The 22,262-nt window shown below is 62.9% G+C and carries 20 protein-coding genes; 14 read left to right on the forward strand and 6 right to left on the reverse strand.

Going from position 1 to position 22,262, the window contains the following annotated elements; translation table 11 throughout:
- Positions 1-6: 6 nt before the first annotated feature.
- The 3 genes from NYQ83_RS03830 (at position 7) to pncA (ending at position 2,498) form a co-directional block, all read left to right on the forward strand.
- Positions 7-900 (forward strand): carbohydrate ABC transporter permease, encoded by an 894-nt coding sequence (locus tag NYQ83_RS03830; protein WP_092814191.1) that lies wholly within the window; start codon positions 7-9, stop codon positions 898-900.
- Positions 897-1,742, forward strand: a complete 846-nt coding sequence (locus NYQ83_RS03835; protein ID WP_092814194.1) for a carbohydrate ABC transporter permease — start codon at positions 897-899, stop codon at positions 1,740-1,742. The genes NYQ83_RS03830 and NYQ83_RS03835 overlap by 4 nt, the downstream gene beginning before the upstream one ends.
- 123 nt (positions 1,743-1,865) lie before the next feature.
- Entirely contained in the window at positions 1,866-2,498 is a 633-nt protein-coding gene (gene pncA / locus NYQ83_RS03840; protein WP_261212582.1) for a bifunctional nicotinamidase/pyrazinamidase, read from the forward strand.
- 30 nt (positions 2,499-2,528) lie between these two features.
- On the opposite strand, the gene NYQ83_RS03845 is transcribed toward pncA, so the two are convergent.
- Positions 2,529-3,011, reverse strand: coding sequence for an Lrp/AsnC family transcriptional regulator (locus NYQ83_RS03845; protein ID WP_128293591.1), 483 nt, complete (start codon positions 3,009-3,011; stop codon positions 2,529-2,531).
- Positions 3,012-3,142: 131 nt separating this feature from the next.
- Here NYQ83_RS03845 and ald point away from each other — a divergent pair, with 131 nt between their 5' ends.
- Complete coding sequence (gene ald / locus NYQ83_RS03850) at positions 3,143-4,258, forward strand: alanine dehydrogenase (RefSeq protein WP_261212586.1); 1,116 nt, start codon at positions 3,143-3,145, stop codon at positions 4,256-4,258.
- A gap of 579 nt (positions 4,259-4,837) precedes the next feature.
- Positions 4,838-5,614 (forward strand): Crp/Fnr family transcriptional regulator, encoded by a 777-nt coding sequence (locus NYQ83_RS03855; protein ID WP_261212588.1) that lies wholly within the window; start codon positions 4,838-4,840, stop codon positions 5,612-5,614.
- A gap of 61 nt (positions 5,615-5,675) precedes the next feature.
- On the opposite strand, the gene NYQ83_RS03860 is transcribed toward NYQ83_RS03855, so the two are convergent.
- Positions 5,676-5,915: a hypothetical protein gene (locus tag NYQ83_RS03860; RefSeq protein ID WP_261212590.1), complete on the reverse strand. Its 240-nt coding sequence runs from the start codon at positions 5,913-5,915 to the stop codon at positions 5,676-5,678.
- Positions 5,916-6,440: 525 nt separating this feature from the next.
- Between NYQ83_RS03860 and NYQ83_RS03865 the strand changes: the two genes are divergently transcribed.
- Positions 6,441-8,441, forward strand: coding sequence for a DUF1565 domain-containing protein (locus tag NYQ83_RS03865; RefSeq protein WP_261212592.1), 2,001 nt, complete (start codon positions 6,441-6,443; stop codon positions 8,439-8,441).
- Positions 8,442-8,547: 106 nt separating this feature from the next.
- Here the strand turns inward: NYQ83_RS03865 and NYQ83_RS03870 are convergent, their stop codons facing one another.
- Entirely contained in the window at positions 8,548-10,329 is a 1,782-nt protein-coding gene (locus NYQ83_RS03870) for a M10 family metallopeptidase C-terminal domain-containing protein (protein ID WP_261212595.1), read from the reverse strand.
- A 316-nt stretch (positions 10,330-10,645) separates the two neighbouring features.
- On the opposite strand from NYQ83_RS03870, the gene NYQ83_RS03875 reads away from it, so the two are divergent.
- Genes NYQ83_RS03875 through NYQ83_RS03885 form a run of 3 tightly spaced genes read left to right on the forward strand, consistent with a single transcriptional unit; the run spans position 10,646 to position 13,768 of the window.
- On the forward strand, positions 10,646-11,692 hold the full coding sequence (locus NYQ83_RS03875; protein ID WP_261212598.1) for an ABC transporter substrate-binding protein: 1,047 nt from the start codon (positions 10,646-10,648) through the stop codon (positions 11,690-11,692).
- Positions 11,693-11,699: 7 nt separating this feature from the next.
- Positions 11,700-12,953, forward strand: a complete 1,254-nt coding sequence (locus NYQ83_RS03880; protein WP_261212600.1) for an ABC transporter permease — start codon at positions 11,700-11,702, stop codon at positions 12,951-12,953.
- Entirely contained in the window at positions 12,950-13,768 is an 819-nt protein-coding gene (locus NYQ83_RS03885) for an ABC transporter permease (protein ID WP_261212603.1), read from the forward strand. Before NYQ83_RS03880 ends, NYQ83_RS03885 begins: the two co-directional genes overlap by 4 nt.
- A 59-nt stretch (positions 13,769-13,827) precedes the next feature.
- Here NYQ83_RS03885 and NYQ83_RS03890 read toward each other — a convergent pair whose 3' ends face one another.
- Genes NYQ83_RS03890 through NYQ83_RS03900 form a run of 3 tightly spaced genes read right to left on the reverse strand, consistent with a single transcriptional unit; the run spans position 13,828 to position 17,327 of the window.
- Entirely contained in the window at positions 13,828-15,456 is a 1,629-nt protein-coding gene (locus tag NYQ83_RS03890; protein WP_409976952.1) for a 5-guanidino-2-oxopentanoate decarboxylase, read from the reverse strand.
- The gene (locus NYQ83_RS03895; protein ID WP_261212605.1) at positions 15,453-16,652 is read right to left on the reverse strand and encodes a pyridoxal phosphate-dependent aminotransferase; all 1,200 of its coding nucleotides are present in this window, start codon (positions 16,650-16,652) and stop codon (positions 15,453-15,455) included. Before NYQ83_RS03895 ends, NYQ83_RS03890 begins: the two co-directional genes overlap by 4 nt.
- 45 nt (positions 16,653-16,697) lie before the next feature.
- Complete coding sequence (locus NYQ83_RS03900; protein ID WP_261213932.1) at positions 16,698-17,327, reverse strand: TetR family transcriptional regulator C-terminal domain-containing protein; 630 nt, start codon at positions 17,325-17,327, stop codon at positions 16,698-16,700.
- A 381-nt stretch (positions 17,328-17,708) separates the two neighbouring features.
- Between NYQ83_RS03900 and NYQ83_RS03905 the strand changes: the two genes are divergently transcribed.
- The 5 genes from NYQ83_RS03905 (at position 17,709) to NYQ83_RS03925 (ending at position 22,235) form a co-directional block, all read left to right on the forward strand.
- A complete protein-coding gene (locus NYQ83_RS03905) occupies positions 17,709-18,512 on the forward strand; it encodes an ATP-binding cassette domain-containing protein (protein WP_261213933.1) in 804 nt (267 codons plus the stop codon).
- A 60-nt stretch (positions 18,513-18,572) separates the two neighbouring features.
- A complete protein-coding gene (locus NYQ83_RS03910; protein ID WP_261212607.1) occupies positions 18,573-19,346 on the forward strand; it encodes a transporter substrate-binding domain-containing protein in 774 nt (257 codons plus the stop codon).
- A gap of 166 nt (positions 19,347-19,512) precedes the next feature.
- On the forward strand, positions 19,513-20,226 hold the full coding sequence (locus NYQ83_RS03915; RefSeq protein WP_128293568.1) for an ABC transporter permease: 714 nt from the start codon (positions 19,513-19,515) through the stop codon (positions 20,224-20,226).
- The gene (locus NYQ83_RS03920; protein ID WP_409976953.1) at positions 20,223-21,065 is read left to right on the forward strand and encodes an ABC transporter permease; all 843 of its coding nucleotides are present in this window, start codon (positions 20,223-20,225) and stop codon (positions 21,063-21,065) included. Before NYQ83_RS03915 ends, NYQ83_RS03920 begins: the two co-directional genes overlap by 4 nt.
- The gene (locus tag NYQ83_RS03925) at positions 21,066-22,235 is read left to right on the forward strand and encodes a M20 aminoacylase family protein (protein ID WP_261212609.1); all 1,170 of its coding nucleotides are present in this window, start codon (positions 21,066-21,068) and stop codon (positions 22,233-22,235) included. It begins immediately after the preceding gene.
- The last annotated feature ends 27 nt before the right edge of the window (positions 22,236-22,262 follow it).

Below are 22,262 nucleotides of genomic sequence, written 5' to 3' on the forward strand. Positions count from 1 at the left end.
CCTTCGATGCGCTCATCCCTATCGTATCATTCCAGGCAGCGTCTGACTGCCTGGCTCATGATCGCGCCTCTCGCGGTCGGTGTCCTGATCATCGTCGGATGGCCGTTCCTCGACACGATATGGATGAGTTTCACCTCGGCACAGCTGACCCAGTACACAGGCGACTGGGTCGGCCTCGACAATTACATCCGTGCCTTCCGCTCGCCGCAGGTTCGCGGCGCGCTTGCGACGACAATCTTCTTCGTCGCCCTCACCGTTTCGCTGGAACTCGTTCTCGGCGTCTTGGTGGCTTTGCTGCTTGATCAGCCGCTTTACGGCAGGCGCTTCTTTCGCGCGCTCCTGATCCTCCCCTGGGCGCTGCCGACAGTGGTGAACGCCATGTCGTGGCGGCTGATCTACAATCCCGATTTCGGTGGCCTCAACGCGGTTCTGACGCAGATCGGCCTCCTCGATTCCTATCAGAGCTGGCTCGGCTCGCCCGCGACTGCGATCTACGCGATCGCCGTCGCCGACATCTGGAAGACGGTGCCGCTCGTGGCGATGATCACGCTCGCCGCCCTGCAAGGCGTACCGCGCGAACAGCTGGAAGCCGCCCATATCGATGGCGCCTCGCCATGGTCGCGCTTCAAGACCGTCACCATGCCAGCGATCGTCGGACCATTGATGGTCGCGGCCGTCCTTCGAACCATCGAGGGCGTCAAGGTCTTCGATATCGTCTGGGTGATGACGCGGGGTGGCCCCGCCAACAGCACCAAGACCATGAGCATTCAGGTCTACCAGGAAGCCTTCTCGAATTTCCGGGCCGGATCCGGCGCCTCGCAAGGCCTGTTGATCGTGCTCGTCAGCCTCATCCTCATCAACGTCTACGTGGCGCTTCTGCGCCGCCAGGGGGCACAATGAAACAACCTCTTGCCCTCCGCGTCGTCCTGCACGCTCTGGCGATCCTCGTCGCCGTCATCATCCTGGCGCCGATCCTCTGGCTGCTCCTCGTCAGCGTCAGCACGACGACGCATCTGACGACCCTCCCCTTCGAGTGGATTCCCGAGAAGCTGAATTTCGACAATTACGCCAAGCTCACGACGCTCGAGCCCAACAGCCGCGGCGAGATGTTCCTCTACGCCATGCGCAATACGGCACTCGTCGCCTTCGGCGCGACAGCGATCGCGCTTTGCGCGGCGGTCCCTGCGGCCTGGTCCTTCTCCCGCTCCAAGGGCGGGCAGAGCAACCTTCTCTACGTCGTCGTCGCGACCTACATGCTGCCGCCGGTCGCTCTCATCGTGCCGCTCTTCGCCTTTTTGAACGGCCTCGGTCTTTTGAACACCAAGACCGGGCTGATGCTGGTCGACTGTTCCATCGTCCTGCCCTTCACCACCTGGCTTCTGAAGAGCAATTTCGACAACATCTCGCATGAGATCGAAGAAGCCGCCTTCGTCGACGGGGCCAGCATGCTGACGGTCCTGCGCAGCGTCACGCTGCCGATGGCAAAGCCGGCGCTCGCGACCGTCGTGCTCTTCTCCATCCTCCTCGTCTGGGACGAATTCTTCTACGCCTTCATCCTGACCAACGACGACCGCAGCCAGACGCTCACCGTGGCGATCGCAAATCTCGCCAGCGGCCGCGTCTCCGATTACGGCCTGCTCGCGACCGCCGGTATTTTGACGGCCCTGCCGCCGCTCATCATCGGCATTCTCTTGCAGCGTGCGCTCGTTTCCGGTCTTGCACAGGGCGGAGTGAAGGGCTGAGACGGCGATCTTCAAGGGACGCATTTCTCCTTTGCGTCCCCCGTCTCTCCCTCGCGCCTGACACTCAGGCCTTGTGTTCGCCCGGCGCCGCGCCACAGTGAGGGTAAGAACGGAGACGGCGACATGGGCGACTTCAGCATCGGGGCAAAAGACCTCCTTCTCGTCATCGACGTCCAGAACGATTTCTGCCCGGGAGGCGCGCTCGCCGTGCCCGATGGCGACGCGGTCGTGCCGGTCATCAACGCGCTGATGCCGCGTTTTCAGCATGTGGTGCTGACCCAGGACTGGCACCCGGCGGGGCACCAGTCTTTCGCCAGCGCGCATCCCGGCAGCGACCCTTTCCAGACCTTTGCCGCCGAATACGGCGAACAGGTTCTTTGGCCTGAGCATTGCGTACAGGGAAGCGCCGGCGCGGCGTTCCACCCCAAGCTCGATACGGTGCCGGCCGAGCTCATTCTGCGCAAAGGCTTTCGCCCCGGCATCGATTCCTATTCCGCCTTCTACGAGAACGACCGGACGACGGAGACTGGTCTTGCGGGCTATCTGCGCGAGCGCGGCTTCGCCCGTCTGTTTCTCACAGGTCTCGCCACCGATTTCTGCGTCGCCTGGTCGGCGCTCGATGCCCGCCGGGAAGGCTTTACGGCCGTGCTCGTGGAAGATGCGTGCCGGGCGATCAATCTCGACGGTTCACTGGACAAGGCGCGCGCCGAAATGGCTGCGGCCGGTGTAAGCTTCGTCACCTCGCAGGCAATCTAGCCCCCAACGCGGCGGCAATCCCGGTAGCATTCAGTCGTCGCCGTCCAGAAAATCGGAGAAACGCACCGGTCGGTCGACCACCTCCCGCAGCGCGAAGGACGAGTTCAGCCGCGCGACATGCGGGAAGGCCGACAGCACCGTCTTGTGAAGGCGCTCGAAATCCTGGAGATCGCGCGCCGCAACACGCAGAAGATAATCGTACTCCCCCGACATCAGAAAACAGAACAGCACGTTCGGGCAGCGCCGCGCCGCTGCTTCGAACTCCGACAGATGCCGTTCGCTCTGGCCGGAAAGCGCGATGTTGACGAGAACTGTCACGGGCCGCCCGAGATGGCGGTGCGACAGCCGGGCATGGTAGCCCCTGATGGCGCCCTCTTTCTCCAGACGGTCAAGACGCCGCGAGCATGCAGAGGGCGACAGCCCGACGCGCTCCGCCAGCGCCGTGTTGGAGAGCCGCCCCTCCCGCTCCAGCGCCCGCATGATGGCAAGATCAAAATGATCAACCTCGTACATGTGTGGATGATTGCGCGGATCGAGGCTCTTCTGCAAGATATTTGCGTCGTGGGCGGATGGCCTGCCCCGTTCTGCAAGGACATTGCGCATCTGCTGCGCTTTCTTTTCCTTCCCACCAAGAGGAGAGAAGAATGCGTGTTGGATGTCCCAAGGAAATCAAGAACCACGAATATCGCGTCGGCCTGACACCGGCGGCGGCGCGCGAATACGTGGCGCATGGCCATCAGGTGATGATCGAAAGCGGCGCCGGCGCCGGCATCGATGCATCCGATGAAGATTATGCGGCGGTCGGAGCGTCGATTGCAGCAACGGCCGAAGAGGTTTTCTCAGCAGCCGAGATGATCGTGAAGGTGAAGGAGCCACAGCCCAGCGAGTGGGCGCAGCTCAAGGAAGGTCAGATCCTCTACACCTACCTGCACCTTGCTCCGGATCCGAAGCAGACCGAAGGGCTCATCGCCTCCGGCGTCACCGGCGTTGCCTACGAGACGGTGACCGACGCCCATGGCGGGTTGCCGCTGCTTGCGCCGATGTCGGAGGTCGCCGGCCGCCTCTCCGTGCAGGCCGGCGCTCGCGCGCTCGAGAAAGCCTGCGGCGGGCGGGGCGTGCTTCTCGGCGGCGTCGCGGGCGTTGCCTCCGGGCGGGTCGCCATCATCGGCGGTGGCGTCGTCGGCAAGCAGGCCGCGAAGATGGCCCTCGGCCTTGGGGCCGACGTCACCATTCTCGACCGTTCCATCCCGCGACTGCGCGAACTCGACGACCTGTTCGAGGGTCGGGTGAAGACCGCTTTCTCCACGCCGACGGCCGTCGAAGAGGCCGTTTTCGCCGCGGATCTCGTCATCGGCGCCGTCCTCATTCCGGGCGCGACGACGCCGAAACTCGTCACGCGCGAGATGCTGTCAGGCATGAAGAAGGGAGCGGTGCTCGTCGATGTCGCCATCGACCAGGGCGGCTGTTTCGAGACCTCGCATGCCACCACCCATGCGGAGCCGACCTTCGAGGTGGAAGGCATCGTGCATTACTGCGTCGCCAACATGCCGGGCGCCGTTCCGATCACCTCGACCAATGCCTTGAACAACGCCACCCTGCCCTTCGGCCTGGCGCTCGCCGACCGCGGCCTTGCGGCATTGACCAGCGATCCGCATCTTCTCGCCGGCCTCAACGTGCATCGCGGCAAGGTCACCAATCGGGCCGTTGCGGAAGCACTCGGCAAGCCGTTCGTGGATGCGGTTGAAGCTCTGAATGCCTGACGCCTCGCGGGCGGCAGACCTCCACACAGACGGGGCCTCTTTCGACGGCCTGACGAACATCTGAAAACCAGGCGGGCGCAACCCAACCTATTTTTGCGCCCGCAATCGCCTCTACCCTCGGCGATCCGGCCCCAAGACACGACGCCGGCTTACACCGTCCCTGCGTGACATCGCCCTGCCGCCACTGCCAAGGCAGGCACAGCGCCGCGCTCAGGCAGCGAAAGCAGGACGCATCCCCCCACCTCAGTCAGCCAACAACGGCCGCCGACGTGTTGGGATCCCGGCTCTCATGCCCATTGCACGATCCCTCAAGCACATGACGAGCACAGCGAGGTCGTAAGCTACCGAAACACATCTTGCTGGCGCAGAGCTAGGAATTTGATCTTATAGATTCGGCTGCCCCGTGCCTCGCGAGACGGGCTGGTAACAGACCGGAAAGAAAGAAGAGATCATGCCCCGCCACCGCTCCAAGATATGCGAGGCCGGCATTTCTGTGCCTGATGCAAAGGCATCGAATTTTTCCGTTCTCGCCGCCCGACCGGGGCCCGACCTTACGTCGCTCTCATCCAGGCGGCCGACATGAGCAAGAGAGAGGCAACAGGCCGCTCGCGAGAGACCATCGGGAACGCGATTCTTCCTCTCCTGACGCGGTTGCGGCGCGGGGCGGCGCTGGACATCGAGGATGAAGCCGCCCTGACGGAACTCTTCAACGGAAGCATCCGTCAGATCAAAGGCCATATCGATCTCATCTCGCAGGGCGACAGGCCGGGTCGGGTGCAGCTCATCCTTTCGGGTTTCGCCTGCCGCTATAAGATCCTGCCCAACGGACGCCGACAGATCATGGCCTACCTGCTGCCCGGAGATTTTTGCGACCTCAATGTCGCCATCCTCGGACAGATGGACCACAACATTTCGACACTCACGCCCTGCGCTGTCGCACAGGCGTCAGGCAGCGCTCTGGAGGAGCTCATCGCCACGCGGAGCCGCATCGCCCGCGCCTTGTGGTGGGCGAACCTCGTGGAGGAATCGGTGCTGCGCGAATGGCTCGTCAATGTCGGCCAGCGTCCGGCACATCAGCGCGTGGCCAATCTTTTTTGCGAATTGGCCTGGCGGTTGCGGGCGGCGGGGCTCGAGCAGCCCGAAGGTTTCGATTTTCCGATTACGCAGCAGGACCTGGGGCACGCTCTCGGTCTCTCTGCGGTTCATATCAACCGCGTCGTGCAGGATCTGCGCGCGACCGGGCTTATCCGGCTCCAGGGCGGACGATTGGCGCTGTTGAAGCCGGACACTCTTGCCGAGATGGCCATGTTCGACCCTGTTTATCTGCATCTCGGCACGGAGGCCCATCTGCGCTGAGCAACGCCAAATCAAAGGTGACGACCTCTCCCAAGGTGTCGGATCCCTCCGAAAATATCTTCTAGTGCGGGCTCGGGCGCGGCCTGCTCATCTTGACGGTAATGCGCGCGCTCACCGCAGCTTCCGACAGCGCGCTGGCGATATCGTCGGCGCTCAGACCGCTTTGCGGCCAGATGCGGTCGATCCGCTCTGCCTGCCTGCCGGTATCGACGCAAATGCCGCTTTCGATCGCCTCGGCGACCACCCGGCGGATTTCCTCGAACACGGCGCTTCGGGCCGGATTGTAGGCGTCATCCAGCATCTTTCCTGAACCTTTTCATATTCCTGCAGGCGGCCCCGACAGCCCCGGCAGACGGCGAAGGTTTCCGCGATCGTGCCCGGGACGGCACTAAAGCAGGTTAGTGCGCGGCCGCGAACGCCGAATATCCAGGCGACAATGGCGAGAAAGCGGTGATGTGAAAAATCACCAGGGACGGCCGCCCCCCACCGCCTCGAAGGGTCGACCACACATAGGAATGACGGCCCTCGACGGGACATCGAGCACGCCGGGCGGAGCGGCCTCGTCTCAAAACCCGTCTCACGACACTCTCCTGCAACCCGTCGTCGCAGGCGAAAAAAATTGCACTGCGTTTGCCGAGCCAATTTTGTGATTCTGCAAGACTTTTTTTGCGCCAGCCGCAGCCACCTCCGCGTGCATTAACTTTTTTCCGCAAATTTGGATTGCTCTTAATTGAAATCCTATGCTTACCATTAATCCTTCGTTAGGGATTTACCTGACGCCGGGTCAGGCGGATCCCCACAGCGTTGAGTATGGGGGATTACGATAATGACTGATATCTACGTAGACGCCAATGGATCTGACGACGCCACCGGAAGCGAAGATAAGCCGTACACGACGATTCAGGCGGCTATTAATGTAGCTTCCAGCGGAGATACAATTATCATTGCTGCAGGCGAGTATTCTGGCAACGTCGAGATACCTGCCCAACTGACTAATTTGACGATTCTCGCGGCAAATCACGGCATTGACGGCGATGACACCACGCGCGGAGACGAGAGCTCCGTCACCGGGACTTTCCTCATTCGAGCGGACAACGTTACAATCGACGGGCTCGAATTCGCCAATGACGTCGATAAGACCATCGTCAGCGTGCGGGGTGACAACACTTCAATCACGAACTCCGTGTTCGACGGAGGTGCCGACGATAGTACCGGCGCCTCCCGCCCGATTGTCGTCGGCGGCAATGTGACGGGCCTGAATATTTCGGACAACCTCATCGAGAATTACACAAGCGCCATCTATGTCAATCCAGGTGTAGAGGGGTCAATCTCAGGCAATCTCATTCGCAATAGCGGTTATGGGATGTCGGTCGATACAGACGGCGTGCAGATTACTGGAAATACTCTCGAGAATCTCGACGGGGCTTACATTGCCATTGGCGTAGAAGGAACAGACTACGATCTACGCAATTTCGTTTCCAACAACGAATTCGACGACTCCAGGGCGCGGCCCATCAGCATATACAAATACTCAAATGACGATACTCAGACAATACATGGAACTGACGTTGCAGAAAATCTCTGGGCAAGGCAAGAATACGTTAAATCCGGAGAGAACACTTTCATCTTTTATGGTGAAGGTGGCAGTGACTTGATCGACAGCGGTTTCGCGGCCGATACGATTTATGGCGGTAGCGGAGCTGACACGATCAGCGGCAAAGCGGACTGGCTGTCGGGCGATCTGATCCCGGATTTTGAGAAGTCCGACGTCATCATGGTCACGGACGCAGATTCCACCGCAAGCGTCGAATACGATGCGAAGACAGGCATGCTCGCCATAGATGCGAATGGCGATGATAGCATCGACGCCACTATGACTTTGAAGAGCGGGCTGAATGGCACGTTCTCCATCGACGACGACGGCACAATCACCTTCAAGGCTGCCCCAACCGGCGGCGGTGGCGATGATGGCGACATCGGCGGCGGCACCACCGGCGGCGAGGAAGACGATAAGCTTACGGGCACCGACAATGCCGACACCATGTCGGGCGGCGGCGGCAATGATGAGATCGAAGGCGGCGGCGGCAACGACACGCTGTTCTCCGGCGAAGGCAACGACACGGTCGATGGCGGCGACGGAGACGATATGGTCTTCGGCGGCGTGGGCGACGACGTCGTCACCGGCGGGGCCGGCAACGATCAGGCCTATGGCGGCACCGGCAACGACGATATCGACGGCGGCGACGGAGACGATTTCCTCGGCGGCGGCGAAGGCAACGACACGATCATCGGCGGGGCCGGCAACGACGTTCTCTTCGGTGGCCGGCCTGGCCTGGGCGCCGATGCCAATGATGCCTTTTATGCCGGCGACGGCGACGATCAGGGCTTTGCCGGCGACGGCGATGATATCGCAACCGGCGGCAACGGAGCCGATGAAATCGGCGGCGGCTCCGGCAACGACACGGTCGGCGGCGGCAACGGCAACGACCTCCTCTACGGGGGCGCCGGCGACGACATGCTCTATGGCGGGGCCGATGCTGACACGGTCTATGGCGGCAGCGGCAACGACCAGATCTATTTCGGCGACAATGACGGCGCGGCGGACATCTATGCCTCCGTGGCCGACAACGGTACCGATGTCGTCTTCGGCTTCGAGAACGGCACCGACCATCTCGACGTTCGCGCGAACGGCTTCACCTCGTTTGCCGAGCTGACGATCAGCGAGGATGGCGAAGGCAACGCCACGATCGATCTCGGCGGCGGCAACGTCCTGACGCTCAACGGCGTCGCAGCCTCCGAGCTCGACGCCTCCGACTTCCTCTTCTGAGGCTTTTTCAGATCGTTGGGGGCGGCCGCTCACCGCCCCAATCCCCCGGCCGGTCGCCCAAAGCGGCCGGCCTTTTTGCATCAGCGCCTGCGATTTTCGCTGGCGATCAGAAGACGAAATTCTCCTCGCTCAGCATGTCGCGCGTCACATCCTCGAGCGTCAGGCTCGCATCGGGCGCAAGCGTGATCACGAGCCCCGCCGCCGTATCGGCGAAAGTGAGCTCGGCGAAACTCCCGGCATAAGCAGACACGTCGAGGACATCGGTGCCGACCTCAAACCCATCGATGGCGTCGTGGCCGTTGCCGGAGACGGCGGCATAGACATCGCGCTCGCCGTCGGCGCCGAAGATGAAGACGTCGTCGCCGCCGGAGCCATAGACGAGGTCGCGCCCGGCGCCCACCGTCACGGTGTCGTTGCCCTCACCGCCGAAGAGCGTGTCATCGCCCGCGCCGCCGTCAATGATATCGTTGCCGCCGCCGGCGCCGATCTCGTCGTTGCCGGTCTGCCCGTAGAGGCTGTCATGGCCGCCCCCGCCCCAGATCACGTCGTCGCCGTCGCCGCCGTCGATGCGATCGCTGCCCGGCACGGCGCCACCGAAGATCGTATCGTTGCCGGCATTGCCATTGACGATGTCGCTGCCGATGCCGGAGCCGATGAAATCATTGCCGGCGCCTCCGTCGACCCGGTCGTCGCCGCCGCCGGAGAAAAGCCTGTCGTCGCCGTCGCCGCCATAAAGCGTGTCGTTGCTGGCGCCGCGCCCGCCGAAGACGAGATCGTCGCCGGAAAAGCCGGAAAGAATGTCCGATCCGCCCCCTCCGAAGAGCGTGTTGTCGAGGCCGTTGCCGTTGATGACCTCATCGCCCGCACCGCCAGCGGCATTCTCGATCTCGGCACCATAAGCGACCGCAAGATTGTTGCTCATGCCACCGATTGACGACCAGGCGCCTTCACGCAAATCGATGACGGCGTTGTCGGCAAAACCCGAGACATTCAACGTATCGATGCCACCGCCGTCCCAGATCGTCACGATCGGCTCGGAATTGAGGGTGAAGTCGAAGGCGGCATCATAGGAACCGAGGCCCGAGGCGCCGAAGCCATAGGTCGTATCTCCGGCGCGTGTGGAATAGTCCGCGCCGTAGAGGTCTTGAATGGCGAGGATGTCGTAGAGCATCGGCGTCTGGGCGTAATGCATGAGCCCATCGGCGCCGACATGGTTGGTGCCGCTGCCGTCCTCGTCGGCATCGAAATAGGACATGATGGTGAAGCGGCGCGTGTCTTCAGCGAACTCGGCGGCACCGGCATAGGTGACCGCTCCGCGGGCCGCATCATAGGTGCCGGGATGGCTCAACCCCAGCGAATGGCCGATCTCGTGGAGATAGGTGAGGAAACCATATTTGCCGTAGGCGATGTCGCTGTCGTCGTTGAGGCTGCTCCAAAAGCTGTTCAGCCAGACATCCGCGCTGATGAAGGAATCGTGGCCGGAGCCGAGGCCGTCATAGCGAAAACTGTAGGACGTGTAGGTGCCGTTGCCGGACGTGGTCGAACTCTCGCCGATCGAGATGCCGCCCCCCGACGCGGTGCGCACGATATCCGGGGCGATGACATCGTCCCAGAGCGCAAAGGCCTGGTCGGCCATTGCCGCCTTGTAGGCGGAGAGCGGCTGGAAACCCGCAGCTTCGCCGCTTCCCGATGCGGAGGAAAGGATGCTGTAGGTGATGGTGTCACCGGCCCAGGAGATCGGGCTCGGTGAGGCTTCGTGCGTCCACGAGGTCTGAAGCTGGTCGATAATGGTGGCGGTGCTGGTTGCTGATGCGACGCCTCCGCCCGTCCCGTTGCCTGCCTTTTCTGCCGTCGCGGCGAAACCGATCTCGTCGCTTGAAAAGAACATCGCGGCTCCCTCGCCAGTTGCGGGGGTTGCCTAACGACCGGGGCTTGAGTGGAGCTTGAGCAGAAAGTTTGGATTTGAACGACTAAAAAGTGCAGCGCAAAATCAGTGCGCTCAATCGGGATCACTGCGTTCGGATGCGCGCCTCGTCGGCCGGCAATCGGAAGCTTTCAGGAGCTGACGCGGGAGCAAACTTTTCAGAAATTCGAAGAAGTTGCCGCTCTACGACTTCAAGCCCATTGCGAAAGCCCTCCGTCTCGGCAAGCATTGGTAGGAAGCGGTTAACGCTTCGAGCCAGAACAAGGCACAGGAGGGGAATATGAGGTCCAGAATCAAAGTCGCCGTGGCTTTGAGCGTCATCTTGATGACCGGCAGCAGCATGGCCGCTGCCGAACAAGTCACCGTCACATCATGGGGCGGCGCCTATCAGGACGCTCAACGTGAAGTGTATTTCAAACCCTTCGAAGAGCAGACCGACATCGACCTCGTCGAAGAGAGCTGGGACGGCGGCATCGGCGTGCTCCGCGCGCAGGTTGAAGGCGGCAACGCCACCTGGGACGTGGTGCAGGTGGAATCGGAAGAGCTGCAGCTCGGCTGCGATGAAGGCCTCTTCGAAGAACTCGACTGGGACAAGATCGGCGGCAAGGACCGCTACATCGAGGCGGCCGTCAGCCCCTGCGGCGTGGGTGCGATCGTCTACAATTTCGTCCTCGGCTACGACAAGGACAAGATCTCGGATGCACCCGCCGGCTGGGAAGATTTCTTCGATCTCGACAAATATCCGGGCAAGCGCGCACTGCGGAACGGGCCGAAAACCAATCTCGAGATCGCGCTGATGGCCGACGGCGTGCCGCCTGCGGAAGTCTATGACGTGCTTGCCACAGACGAGGGCGTGGAGCGGGCGTTCAAGAAGCTCGACACGATCAAATCGGATCTCGTTTTCTGGGAGGCGGGTGCGCAGCCGCCGCAGCTTCTCGCCTCCGGCGAAGTCGCCCTCACCTCGATCTACAACGGCCGCGTCGACGCCGCCAACAAGGCGGATGGGCGCAATTTCGGCATCGTCTGGAACGAGAGCCTCTATACACTCGATTCCTGGGTCATCCTCGCAGGCTCCAAGAACCTCGACGCCGCCTACAAATATCTCGACTTCGTCGGAGAGGCGGAAAATCAGGCCAAGCTGCCGATGAAGATCGCGTACGGCGTCACCAATCCCGATGCGAGCGCCATGATCGAGCCGGAGCGCCTCAAGGAGCTGCCGACGGCGGACGAGAACATGAAGAATGCGCTCAAGATCTCGGATACCTTCTGGCTCGACAATATCGATCGGCTGACCGAGCGCTGGAGCCGCTGGGCCTCTACGAATTAGCGGTCCGATGGCCGAGACAATGCTCGCGGGGCCGCGTCAAACGCGGTCCCTGAAGCGGGATCTGGCGCGCGCCGAACGCAAGCGCAAGCGCAACGCCTTCCTGCTCGTCCTGCCTCTCATCGTCTTCGTCCTCATCTTCTTCGTCGCGCCGATCGCCGGCATGCTGGAGCGGAGCGTCGTCGATACGGACCTCATGGAGACCTGGCCGAAGACGGCCGAGGCCGTGCGGACCTATGATTGGGAGAAAGACGCCGTGCCCGACGAGGCGGTCTTTTCGGCGCTCGCGCAGGACCTCATCCGCTCCTACGACGACCGCACCGCCGCAGCGGTCGCCAGGCGTCTCAATTACGATATTTCGGGCGGGCGTTCGCTCGTCATGGGAACGGCGCGAAAGATCGCGCGCCTCGATCAACCTCCCGCCTCCTGGCGCGATACACTCATCGAGACAGAGCCGGATTGGGGCCGCGCCGAAACCTGGGCCGCCGTGCGCCGTGCGGCAGGGCCTCTCACCGATTTCTTCCTCCTGCAGACGATCGACCACCAGCGCGATATCGACGGCTCGATCGTGCCGGTGCCGACGGAGCGCGCCGTCTATCTGCAGATCTATGCGCGCACATTCGCCATCGCACTCACCGTCACGCTTCTATGCCTCATGATCGGCTTTCCGATCGCCTTCCTCCTGGCAGGGCTGCGGGAGAACCTCGCCAACCTTTTGATGATCCTGGTCCTTTTGCCGTTCTGGACGCCGCTTCTCGTGCGCACTGCGGCGTGGGTCGTGGTCCTGCAGGAGCATGGCCTCGTCAACCAGATGCTGCAATTCCTGCATCTGACGAATGGGCCGATCCGCCTCGTCTACAACCGTTCCGGCGTCATCATCTCCATGACCCATGTGCTTCTGCCATTCATGATCCTGCCGCTCTACGCGGTGATGCGCACGGTGCCGAAAGATTACATGCGTGCCGCCCGCTCGCTCGGAGCGCCGCCCTTCACGGCCTTCCGCCGCGTCTACATTCCGCAGGTGATGCCCGGGATCGCCGCCGGCTCGATCCTCGTCTTCATCATCGCGCTCGGCTATTACATCACACCGGCGCTCGTGGGCGGAGCTGCCGACCAGATGATCTCCTACTACATCGCCTTCTACACCACCGACACGGTGAACTGGGGCCTTGCGGCGGCGCTCGGCACCGGCCTCTTCGCCGCGACGCTCATCCTTTATGCGATCTACAGCCGTCTCGTCGGCGGCGTTCGGGGGGTGATGTGAGCGGCGCTGTCACTGGCACGGAAAAGGCGTGGCGTGTCGTCCTTTACGTGGTGGCGATCGGCGGCTTCTTCTTTCTCGTCGCGCCGATCCTCGCCATCGTGCCTCTCTCCTTCAACGACGGCCAGTTCCTCACCTACCCGCTGCGCGGCATCTCCCTGCGGTGGTATGAGGATTTCTTCTTCTCCGGCACGTGGATGTCGTCGATCCGCAACAGCCTGATCATCGGCGTCGTCGCCGCCACGATCGCCACCTTTCTCGGCACGCTTGCCGCCGCCGGGCTCTGGCTTGCGGATTTCCCGGGCAAGCGCTTCATCAGCGCCTTCCTGCTCGCTCCAATGATCGTGCCGATGGTGATCTATGCGGTCGGGCTCTACTTCTATTTCGCGCCCTTCGATCTGACGGCGACCTTCACCGGCCTCATCCTGGCTCATGCCGTTCTCGGCACGCCTTTCGTCGTCATCACGGTCACCGCGACGCTTTCCGGCTTCGACCGCACGCTCATCCGCGCGGGCCTCAGTCTCGGGGCTTCGCCAGTCCGCGTGGCCCGAAGCGTCGTCTTTCCGCTGATCGCGCCCGGCGTCATCTTCGGCGGGCTCTTCGCCTTCTCCCTGTCGCTCGAAGAGGTCATCACCGTGCTCTTCATCGGCGGGCCCAACCAGCGGACCCTGCCGCGCGAGATGTTCTCCGGCATCCGCGAAAACATCTCGCCGACGATCGCGGCGGCCGCCACCATCATGATCGTGCTCGCCGTGCTTCTCCTCCTCACTGCGGAGTTTTTGCGCCGGCGCTCCTCGCGGCTGCAGGCGAAAGGCTGACGTGTGACGAGCAAGAACGAGGCGACGCCCGAGCGATCAGATCGCTCGGGCACCGCCCCTCACATGTCGAAAGGCATGCGCAGCTCGATGAGGGCCGCACGGCCGCTGTCGCGGGCACGCCGCAGCGATGCCGGCAGATCGGAGAGTTTCATTGGGCGCTCGAAAGCGAGGCCATAAGCCTTTGCGACAGAGTCAAAATCGGGCGGAGTCGGCTTCACCCCTTCCGGCGCGATGCCACGCTCGATCATGAACGTCTCGATCTCGCGGAAGCCGAAATTGTTCCAGACGATGAAGATGACGGGCGTTCCGGCATCGATGGCGGAGCCGAGCTCGGCGAGCGAGAATTGCAGGCCGCCGTCGCCCAGAAGCGCCACGACCAGCCGATCAGGATCGGCGATCGCGGCGCCGATCGCGGCGGGCACGCCATAGCCGAGAGCGCCGAAGCCGGTTGCGGAATTGAACCAGCCTGCGGGCGTATCGATGTCGCAATAAAGATTGCCGGCATAGACGGGCTGCGTGCTGTCGCCGACGAAAAGAGCGCCCGGCAAAGTCTCGCGGATCGCATCGAGGATCGCGACCTCTCCCCGATAGGCGTCTCCGATTTCTTCGAAGGCTGCCGCTCGGAGCCTGCGCGCCATGTCCTCGCCTCTTCGCTCGCCGCCGATCTTTGCCGCGCCGAGAGCTCCACACAGCTCGGCCGCCGTTGCGCGCGCATCTCCGAGAATCGCCATCTCGGCACGGGGGCCGCGAGCGAGCTGACCCGCATCGATATCGACGCGCACGAGCCCTTTGAGAGTGGGAAAGCCGCCGTCCTCATAGACGTCGAAATCCGTCGGTCCCATCTCGGTGCCGAGCGCCAGGACCGCATCGCATTCGGCCAGGAAGGCGCGCACGGCTTTGAGGCTCGGGCTTGCCGGCACGCGCAAGGGGTGGCCGGCGAGAAGCCCGCGCGCATTCGCCGTCGTCACCACCGGCGCGTCGAGACGTTCCGCCAGCGCTGTCACGTCGTCGTTGGCGCGTCTTGCCCCTCCGCCCACGATGATCGCCGGCCGCCGCGCCTCGGACAAGAGACGTGCAGCCGCTTCAAGATCGCCCCGCCCGGGATGCGGATTTGACGGCAGGGCCGGCACGCGAGCCGGAAGCGCCGCAACCCTCTCCTGCATGACATCGACGGGAATCTCGATATGGACCGGTCCCGGCCGGCCGGAATTGAGGATCGCGAAAGCACGCGCCATGACGCCCGGAAGATCGGAGGCCGACAGAAGCGTGTGGGAGAAGAGCGCGAAGCTTGCCATCATCGCCCGCTGATCCGGCAATTCGTGCAATGCGCCGCGGCCATGACCAAGCGACCCACGGCGGCCGACGCCGGAAATCACGAGCATCGGGACGGAATCGGCTCGGGCCTGCGCCATCGCCGTGATGGTATTTGTCAGGCCCGGCCCGGTGATAACGAGGCAGACGCCGGGCTTGCCGCTGACCCTGGCATAGCCATCCGCCATGAAGCCTGCGCCCTGCTCGTGACGCGGCGTCACGTGCCGGACCTTCGAGCCAGCAAGTCCGCGGTAGAGCTCGGCCGTATGGACACCGGGAATGCCGAAGACGACGTCAACGTCGTACTTTTCGAGAAGCGTTATCAGCGCCTCGCCCGTGCTTGCTTCCATCGCGTCTTGCGTCATCCCAGCGTTCATGCCCAACCGCCTGCCCTTTTCGGTGCCACCGCATTCGCGGCGAAGCGGGCAATGCGCGCACAGGCCTCTTCCATCCGCTCGTCGGGCACGGTCAGGCTCACACGCACGAAGCCGCGCGCTTCCTCGCCGAACGAGGCTCCGGGCATGACGGCCACACCTTCGCTCTCCAGGAGTCCCCAGGCAAAATCCTCGCCGGTCAGGCCGCTGTCGCGCACGTCGAGCAGAATGAACATGCCACCCTCCGGCATGATCGGGCGCGCACCGGCCGTATTCCCGAGGAAGGTCGTCACGAATTGCGCCCGGCGGTGATACGCCTCGCGCATCCGTGCTGCCGCGGGCGACGGGCGTGACAACGCATAGGCCGTCATATCGGCGATAAAGGGCTGGCCGCCGAAAAGCATCGTTTCGGAGACGGGCAGAAGGCGAGAGCAGAATTCCTTCGGGCCGATGGCCCAGCCGCTGCGAAAGCCCGGCGCGGCATGCGATTTGGAAATCGAGGAAAGCGCAATGGTGCGCTCTGCCAGTTCGGGGATGTCGAAGGGCGAGGCAAATGCTCCTTCGAAGACGAGCTCCTCGTAGACTTCGTCAGAGACGACCCAGAGATCGTGGCGGCGGCAGACCTCGCCGATCGCCTCAAGCTCGTCGCGGCTCAGAACGGCACCCGTCGGATTGTGGGGCGAGTTGAGAAGGAGAACCCGGCAGCGCGGCGTGATCGCCTTTTCGAGATCCGCCGGATCAAGATGAAAGCGGTTGCGCGCATAAAGCGGGACCGACCGCAGCTCAGCTCCGTTCGCCCGGATGACGCCCTCATAGGTCGCGTAGAGCGGATCGGCGACAAGGACCTCGTCGCCTGTTTCGACGAGCCCGGTCATCACCGCGAAGAGCGCCGTCTGTGTACCCGGAAAGCACAGAACATTTTCCGGCGTGACCGTACGCCCGGACCTTCTTGTGTATTTCTCTGCCAGGACGTCGAGAAGCGCCGGATCGCCACGCCCGGCCGAATAGCGCGTGCGGCCGGCATGCATGGCGCGGCTGCACTCGTCCAAGAGCTCCTTCTCCGGCGGGATGTCAGGCTCTCCGATCGTCAACTCCAAAACCTCGGCACCTTCTGCCGCCATGGCCCGGGCGCGGAAGTGGACGGCCCATTTGCCCGAGCCGAGATCGGCGAGCCGCTCCGTGATGGAGGCGTAGCGCATGTCGTTTCTACCTTCTTGTTTGGCGTTATGGCTGGCTTGCTGGAGTCATGACTGAGAGAGACTGAGGCCGAGGAGCGCCTCGACGGCTTCGACACCGGCAGCGACCAATTCGTCCTCGGCGAACATGTCTTCCGCCAGGCAGCGCTCGACCCAAAGTCCATCGATGACGGCATTGATCTGGATCGCGAGGCGCACGCGCTGCGCAGTCTCCGCTTCGCGCCCGATTTCGGCGAACAAGGAGGCAATGAGGTCCTCCAGCTCGCGGCGAAACTGCAGATAGCCGGCCCGGTGAATTGCCGCCATGGCGGGATCGACATGGATGAGGCTGATGAACGTGGCCCAGAGCGACAAGGCGCGCGGATCGGCGACCGGGGGCGTCAAATTGGCGGCAATGAAGTGGCGCAGCCGGCTTTTCGCGTCGCCCTCGGTGTCGGCGACCGCGGCTTTCGCGGCTTCCGTCATGCCCTCCATGACGGATTGATAGGCCGCTTCGATCAGCTGGGTCTTGCCGGAGAAATAATGCCGGATGAGGCCATTGGTGACGCCGGCGCGGGCTGCGACCTCGCGCACGGTGATCCCCTTGAGGCCCTTTTCCGCGATGAGATCGAGCGTCGCCTGGATCAAAGCATGGCGCCGCTCGTCCTGCGTCCCACGCCTGAAGCTTCGCCGGGTCATGGGGCCCGACCGTTTGCCGGAAGGCTCCGAGACCTCGCCACCGGCGGGCACGCTATCGCCGTCGCGAGCCGCCCCATCCTGGGTGAAGAGCGCATTTTTATCCGTCCGGTACATGTCGATCTCGGCGAATCCACCGCCGCCCGTTTGGCCATGAGCGCATTTATGCACTTGCATAACTATCGCGCAAGTGTATCAATTCGGTCCTCGGCTTCGGCCTGGACACACTCCGATCTCTCATGAAAGGAATGGACCAATCACTGGCTTCTCGAACGTGCTCATACGAGCCTCGCGGCGGTTTCGGCGTTTGACGCCGCCCCGGTTTGAAGATCTGATCCCCGCTTCGAATGCGGTTTGGGGGACAGGCCAGTGATCCAGGAAGCCGTGCCAGCATCGGGCACGACAGCAGCGCCATCCGCGGAGCGTGCTGAAGTCGTCCGCGTCGAAAACCTGCACAAATCCTTCGGCAGCCTCGAAGTTCTGAAGGGGATTTCGTTCACGGCCCACGAAGGCGACGTGATCGCCATCATCGGCGGCTCGGGATCGGGAAAATCGACGCTTCTTCGCTGCATCAACATGCTGGAGCACCCGACTGCAGGCAGCGTCAGCGTGCACGGCGAAACCATCGCCATGAAGAGCAACGGCGATGGCGGCCTCATGCCCGCCGACCGGCGCCAGGTGCAGCGCATCCGTACGCGTCTCGCCATGGTCTTCCAGAGCTTCAATCTCTGGCAGCACATGACGCTTCTCGGCAACGTCATCGAAGTGCCTGTCCACGTTCTCGGCGTCCCCAGAGGCGAAGCCGTGGAGCGAGCCCGCGCTCTCCTCGATCGCGTCGGTCTGAGCGACAAGGAAGACGTCTATCCGGCCTTTCTCTCCGGTGGTCAGCAGCAGCGTGCCGCAATCGCACGCGCGCTCGCCATTCAGCCGGAGGTGATGCTTTTCGACGAACCCACCTCAGCACTCGATCCGGAGCTCGTCGGCGAAGTCCTGTCCGTCATTCGCGACCTCGCGCATGAGCGCCGCACGATGGTCCTCGTCACCCACGAGATGAGCTTCGCCCGTGAGGTGGCCAGTCACATCATCTTTCTTGCGGACGGCGAGATCGAAGAAGAAGGCCCGCCAGAAGCCATCTTCGACAATCCAAAATCTGAGCGTCTGCAAAAGTTCATCGGATCAATTCAATAGCGGCGATGTGCCGGCGCTTCACGCCGGCCGTCATCGCACCAAGCAAGAAGGGAACTCCTCATGCACCGTATTCTCACACGCATCGCCGCAGCCGCGGCCGTCATCGTCCTTGGAGCGGGCGCTGCCAGCGCCGAGACCAAGGTCGGCATCGCCGCCGAACCCTATCCACCATTCACGGTTCCAGATGCCGCCGGCAATTGGTCCGGATGGGAGATCGAAATCATGGATGCGCTGTGCGAAGAGGCAAAGCTCGATTGCACCATCGTGCCGACAGCGTGGGACGGCATCATTCCGGCTCTAACGTCCGGCAAGATCGACATGATCATCGGCTCCATGTCGATCACCGAAGAGCGTCTCAAGGTGATCGATTTCAGCGACAAGTACTACAACACGCCGACGGCCATCATCGGCCTCAAGGAGGTGGAGATCGAGCCCACCAATGAGAGCCTTTCGGGCAAGCTTCTCGGCGTGCAGCGCTCGACCATCCACGAGAACTACGTCCGCAAGCATTTTCCCGACGCCGAGGTGAAAACCTATCAGACGCAGGATGAGGCCAACCAGGATCTCGTGGCCGGCCGCCTCGATGCCGTCCAGGCGGATTCCCTCGCGCTCGCAACGTTCCTGGAATCCGATTCCGGCAAGGCGTGCTGCGAGATGAAGGGCGAGGTCGAGCCCGACAAGGAGATTCTCGGACCGGGCGTTGGTGTGGGCATCCGCCAAGGCGACACCGAGCTCAAGGAGAAGCTCAACAAGGCAATTGCCGCGATCCGCGAGAACGGCACTTACGAGAAGATCTCCGAGAAATATTTCGACTTCGACATCTACGGAAAGTGAGCGGCTCGCTCGCAGCTCGGGGAGCGGGCAACCGCCCCTCCCCTTTTCCGCCCGGCTTCTGTCCACGCAGGTCGCTCGACGCCTGAAAAGGCACGCCGCTTGCTAGAAGCCAGGTGCGGTCACGCGGCCGCGCCAGCATCGATGCGCCACATCCAACCGTAATGTAATGGGTCCTTTAGAACTTCTTGCTTTTTCTCCGCCCGGCTGGGGCGGAGTCCTCTTGCGCGCTCTCCTGACCTCGCTCGAAGTCGCTGCCGGCGGCTACCTGGTGGGGCTCCTGATCGGCGTCGGCGGCGCTTTCGGAAAGCTCTACGGCGGGCCGATCCTGCGCGATCTCCTTGAAGCCTACACAACGATTATCCGCGCCGTTCCCGAGCTCGTCCTCATCGTCCTCGTCTATTACGCCGGCACCGACCTCTTGAACCGTCTGATGGCAGCGCTTGGCTATGCGCGCCTCGACGTCTCGGGCATGGCGGCCGGCATCGCCGTCATCGGCCTCGTCCAGGGCGCCTACTCGACGGAGGTGCTCCGTGGTGCCATCAAGGCCGTACCGGCCGGCCAGATCGAGACCGCGCGCGCTTACGGCATGCCGCCGTTTCTCCTCGTGCGCCGCATCACCCTGCCCGCCATGCTTCCGCACGCCATTCCGGGACTTGCCAATCTCTGGCTTATCGCCACCAAGGACACGGCCCTTCTCGCCGTCGTCGGCTTCACGGAGCTGACGCTCGCGACACGCCAGGCCGGCGGGGCAACGCGGGAGTACATGCTCTTCTTCTGCGCCGCGGGGCTGCTCTATCTGATGGTGAGCCTCGTCTCCAATGTCGTCATCGCGCTCATCGAGCGACGGGCAAGGCGCGGCATGCCTGGTTTCTCCTCATGAGCGGGGACAATGCGGATGCCGTGCACGCCATGGCCGACCTCATCGACCCGCAAGAGAAGGCGGCGAAGCGCGAAAACTGGCTGAAGCCGCACCGCATCGTGCTGCTTCTGCTGGCCGCTCTCATGGTCACCCTCATGGCGTTCAATATGCGCTGGGATTGGCTGCCGCTTTATTGGCCGGAAATGCTGGGCGGATTGTGGGTAACGCTCGCCCTTCTCGTCAGCAGCAGCATCCTCGGCTTTGCGATGGCGGTGCCTCTCGGCCTCGCACAAGTCTCTGGTCCCGCTCCTTTGGCATGGGCCGCCCGCGGCTTCTGCACCGTGATCCGCGGTACGCCCCTGCTCCTACAGCTCTGGCTTCTCTATTATGGGCTCGGCTCGCTGTTTCCCCAGATCCCGTGGATCCGCGGCTCCTTCATCTGGCCTTATCTGCGCGAGGCGTGGCCCTACGCGCTCGCCTCGCTCACCATCTCCTTTGCGGGTTATGAGGGCGAGGTGATGCGCGGGGCGCTTGCCGGCGTGCCGAAAGGCGAGCTCGAAGCCGCCCGCGCTTACGGTATGAGCCGCTTCACCGTGCTACGCCGCATCTGGCTGCCGCGCGCGATCCAGCGCGCTCTGCCGACCTTGAATGGCGAGATCGTCCTGCAATTGAAGGCGACGCCGCTGGTGGCGACGATCACCGTCATCGACCTTTATGCGGTCATCAGCGACGTGCGCCAGGACACCTACATCATCTACGAGCCACTCCTCTTTCTGGCTTTCATCTATCTCTGCCTGACCGGCCTCCTCGTCGCCGGCTTCCGCTATCTCGAAAATCGCATCCCCACCCGAGGAGTGTGAATGGGTATCGCCCGTGACCTCAGCAACGATCTGCCCGACATTGTCGCGATGCGGCATGAGCTGCATCGTCACCCTGAGCTCGGCCTCGAAGAGGAATGGACGTCCGCCTACGTCGCCGAAAAACTCCAGGCTCTCGGTTACGAGGTGCATCGCGGGCTTGCGAAGACGGGCGTCGTTGCGACCTTGAAGAACGGCTCGGGAAAGCGTGCGGTCGGCCTTCGCGCCGATTTCGACGCCTTACCGATCCAGGAAAAGACCGGCCTTTCCTACCAGAGCGAAATTCCCGATCGCATGCACGCCTGCGGCCATGACGGCCACACCGCCATACTTCTCGGCGCGGCGAAGCGGCTCGCGGAGCGGAAAAATTTCGACGGCACCGTGCATCTCATTTTCCAGCCGGCGGAGGAGAATTTCGGCGGCGCCAAGATGATGGTCGACGAAGGTCTCTTTGAGCTCTTTCCCTGCGACGCCGTCTTTGCGCTTCATAACGAGCCGCAGCTTCCGTTCGGGCAGTTCGCACTCAGAGACGGGCCAATCATGGCGGCCGTCGACGAGGCTCGGATTGTCGTCACAGGCCGCGGGGGCCATGGGGCGCATCCCGAGGACACGATCGATCCGATCGTTGCTGCCTCTTCCATCGTCATGACCCTGCAGACGATCGTCGCCCGCAACACGCATCCGATCGATCCCGCCGTCGTCACGGTCGGCTCCATCCATGGCGGCTCGGCGAGCAACATCATCCCTGAGAGCGTGGAACTCGTCATCGGCGTCCGCTCTTTCGACGATGCGACGCGCGACCTTCTGGAAGAGAAGATCCGCTTGATCGCGACGCGCCAGGCGGAGAGTTTTGGCGCGCGCGCAAACGTCGACTATCTCCGAAGCTACGACGCCACCATCAACGATCCGGCGGAAACGGACTTCCTCCGCGCCCAGGCGATCCGTTTCGCGGGTGCCGAGAATGTCACCGACCTTGCCCGTCCTTTTATGGGCTCGGAGGATTTTGCCTATATGTTGAAGGCTTGTCCGGGCAGCTATTTCTTTCTGGGGACTGGGCGCGGGCCGGATGATCCGCCGCTGCATCACCCGTCCTTCGACTTCAACGATGATATTCTGGCGACAGGCGTCGCCTTCTGGACGGAATTCGCCGAAGCCTTTCTGAGCCGGGCCTGAGCCCGAGCGCACACCGACGAGATCTCA

This window comes from Afifella sp. JA880, from assembly GCF_025379905.1.
GTDB classification, from domain to species: domain Bacteria; phylum Pseudomonadota; class Alphaproteobacteria; order Rhizobiales; family Afifellaceae; genus Afifella; species Afifella aestuarii.

Bases quoted from the DNA above. Each gene is read 5' to 3' on its own strand.
- NYQ83_RS03890 (WP_409976952.1), bottom strand. From the start codon at position 15,456: ATGAACGCTGGGATGACGCAAGACGCGATGGAAGCAAGCACGGGCGAG.
- NYQ83_RS03895 (WP_261212605.1), bottom strand. From the start codon at position 16,652: ATGCGCTACGCCTCCATCACGGAGCGGCTCGCCGATCTCGGCTCGGGC.
- NYQ83_RS03925 (WP_261212609.1), top strand. From the start codon at position 21,066: ATGGGTATCGCCCGTGACCTCAGCAACGATCTGCCCGACATTGTCGCG.
- NYQ83_RS03865 (WP_261212592.1), top strand. From the start codon at position 6,441: ATGACTGATATCTACGTAGACGCCAATGGATCTGACGACGCCACCGGA.
- NYQ83_RS03880 (WP_261212600.1), top strand. From the start codon at position 11,700: ATGGCCGAGACAATGCTCGCGGGGCCGCGTCAAACGCGGTCCCTGAAG.
- NYQ83_RS03875 (WP_261212598.1), top strand. From the start codon at position 10,646: ATGAGGTCCAGAATCAAAGTCGCCGTGGCTTTGAGCGTCATCTTGATG.
- NYQ83_RS03860 (WP_261212590.1), bottom strand. From the start codon at position 5,915: ATGCTGGATGACGCCTACAATCCGGCCCGAAGCGCCGTGTTCGAGGAA.
- NYQ83_RS03830 (WP_092814191.1), top strand. From the start codon at position 7: ATGCGCTCATCCCTATCGTATCATTCCAGGCAGCGTCTGACTGCCTGG.
- NYQ83_RS03920 (WP_409976953.1), top strand. From the start codon at position 20,223: ATGAGCGGGGACAATGCGGATGCCGTGCACGCCATGGCCGACCTCATC.
- NYQ83_RS03900 (WP_261213932.1), bottom strand. From the start codon at position 17,327: ATGACCCGGCGAAGCTTCAGGCGTGGGACGCAGGACGAGCGGCGCCAT.
- NYQ83_RS03915 (WP_128293568.1), top strand. From the start codon at position 19,513: ATGGGTCCTTTAGAACTTCTTGCTTTTTCTCCGCCCGGCTGGGGCGGA.
- NYQ83_RS03910 (WP_261212607.1), top strand. From the start codon at position 18,573: ATGCACCGTATTCTCACACGCATCGCCGCAGCCGCGGCCGTCATCGTC.
- NYQ83_RS03835 (WP_092814194.1), top strand. From the start codon at position 897: ATGAAACAACCTCTTGCCCTCCGCGTCGTCCTGCACGCTCTGGCGATC.
- NYQ83_RS03870 (WP_261212595.1), bottom strand. From the start codon at position 10,329: ATGTTCTTTTCAAGCGACGAGATCGGTTTCGCCGCGACGGCAGAAAAG.
- ald (WP_261212586.1), top strand. From the start codon at position 3,143: ATGCGTGTTGGATGTCCCAAGGAAATCAAGAACCACGAATATCGCGTC.
- pncA (WP_261212582.1), top strand. From the start codon at position 1,866: ATGGGCGACTTCAGCATCGGGGCAAAAGACCTCCTTCTCGTCATCGAC.
- NYQ83_RS03845 (WP_128293591.1), bottom strand. From the start codon at position 3,011: ATGTACGAGGTTGATCATTTTGATCTTGCCATCATGCGGGCGCTGGAG.
- NYQ83_RS03855 (WP_261212588.1), top strand. From the start codon at position 4,838: ATGAGCAAGAGAGAGGCAACAGGCCGCTCGCGAGAGACCATCGGGAAC.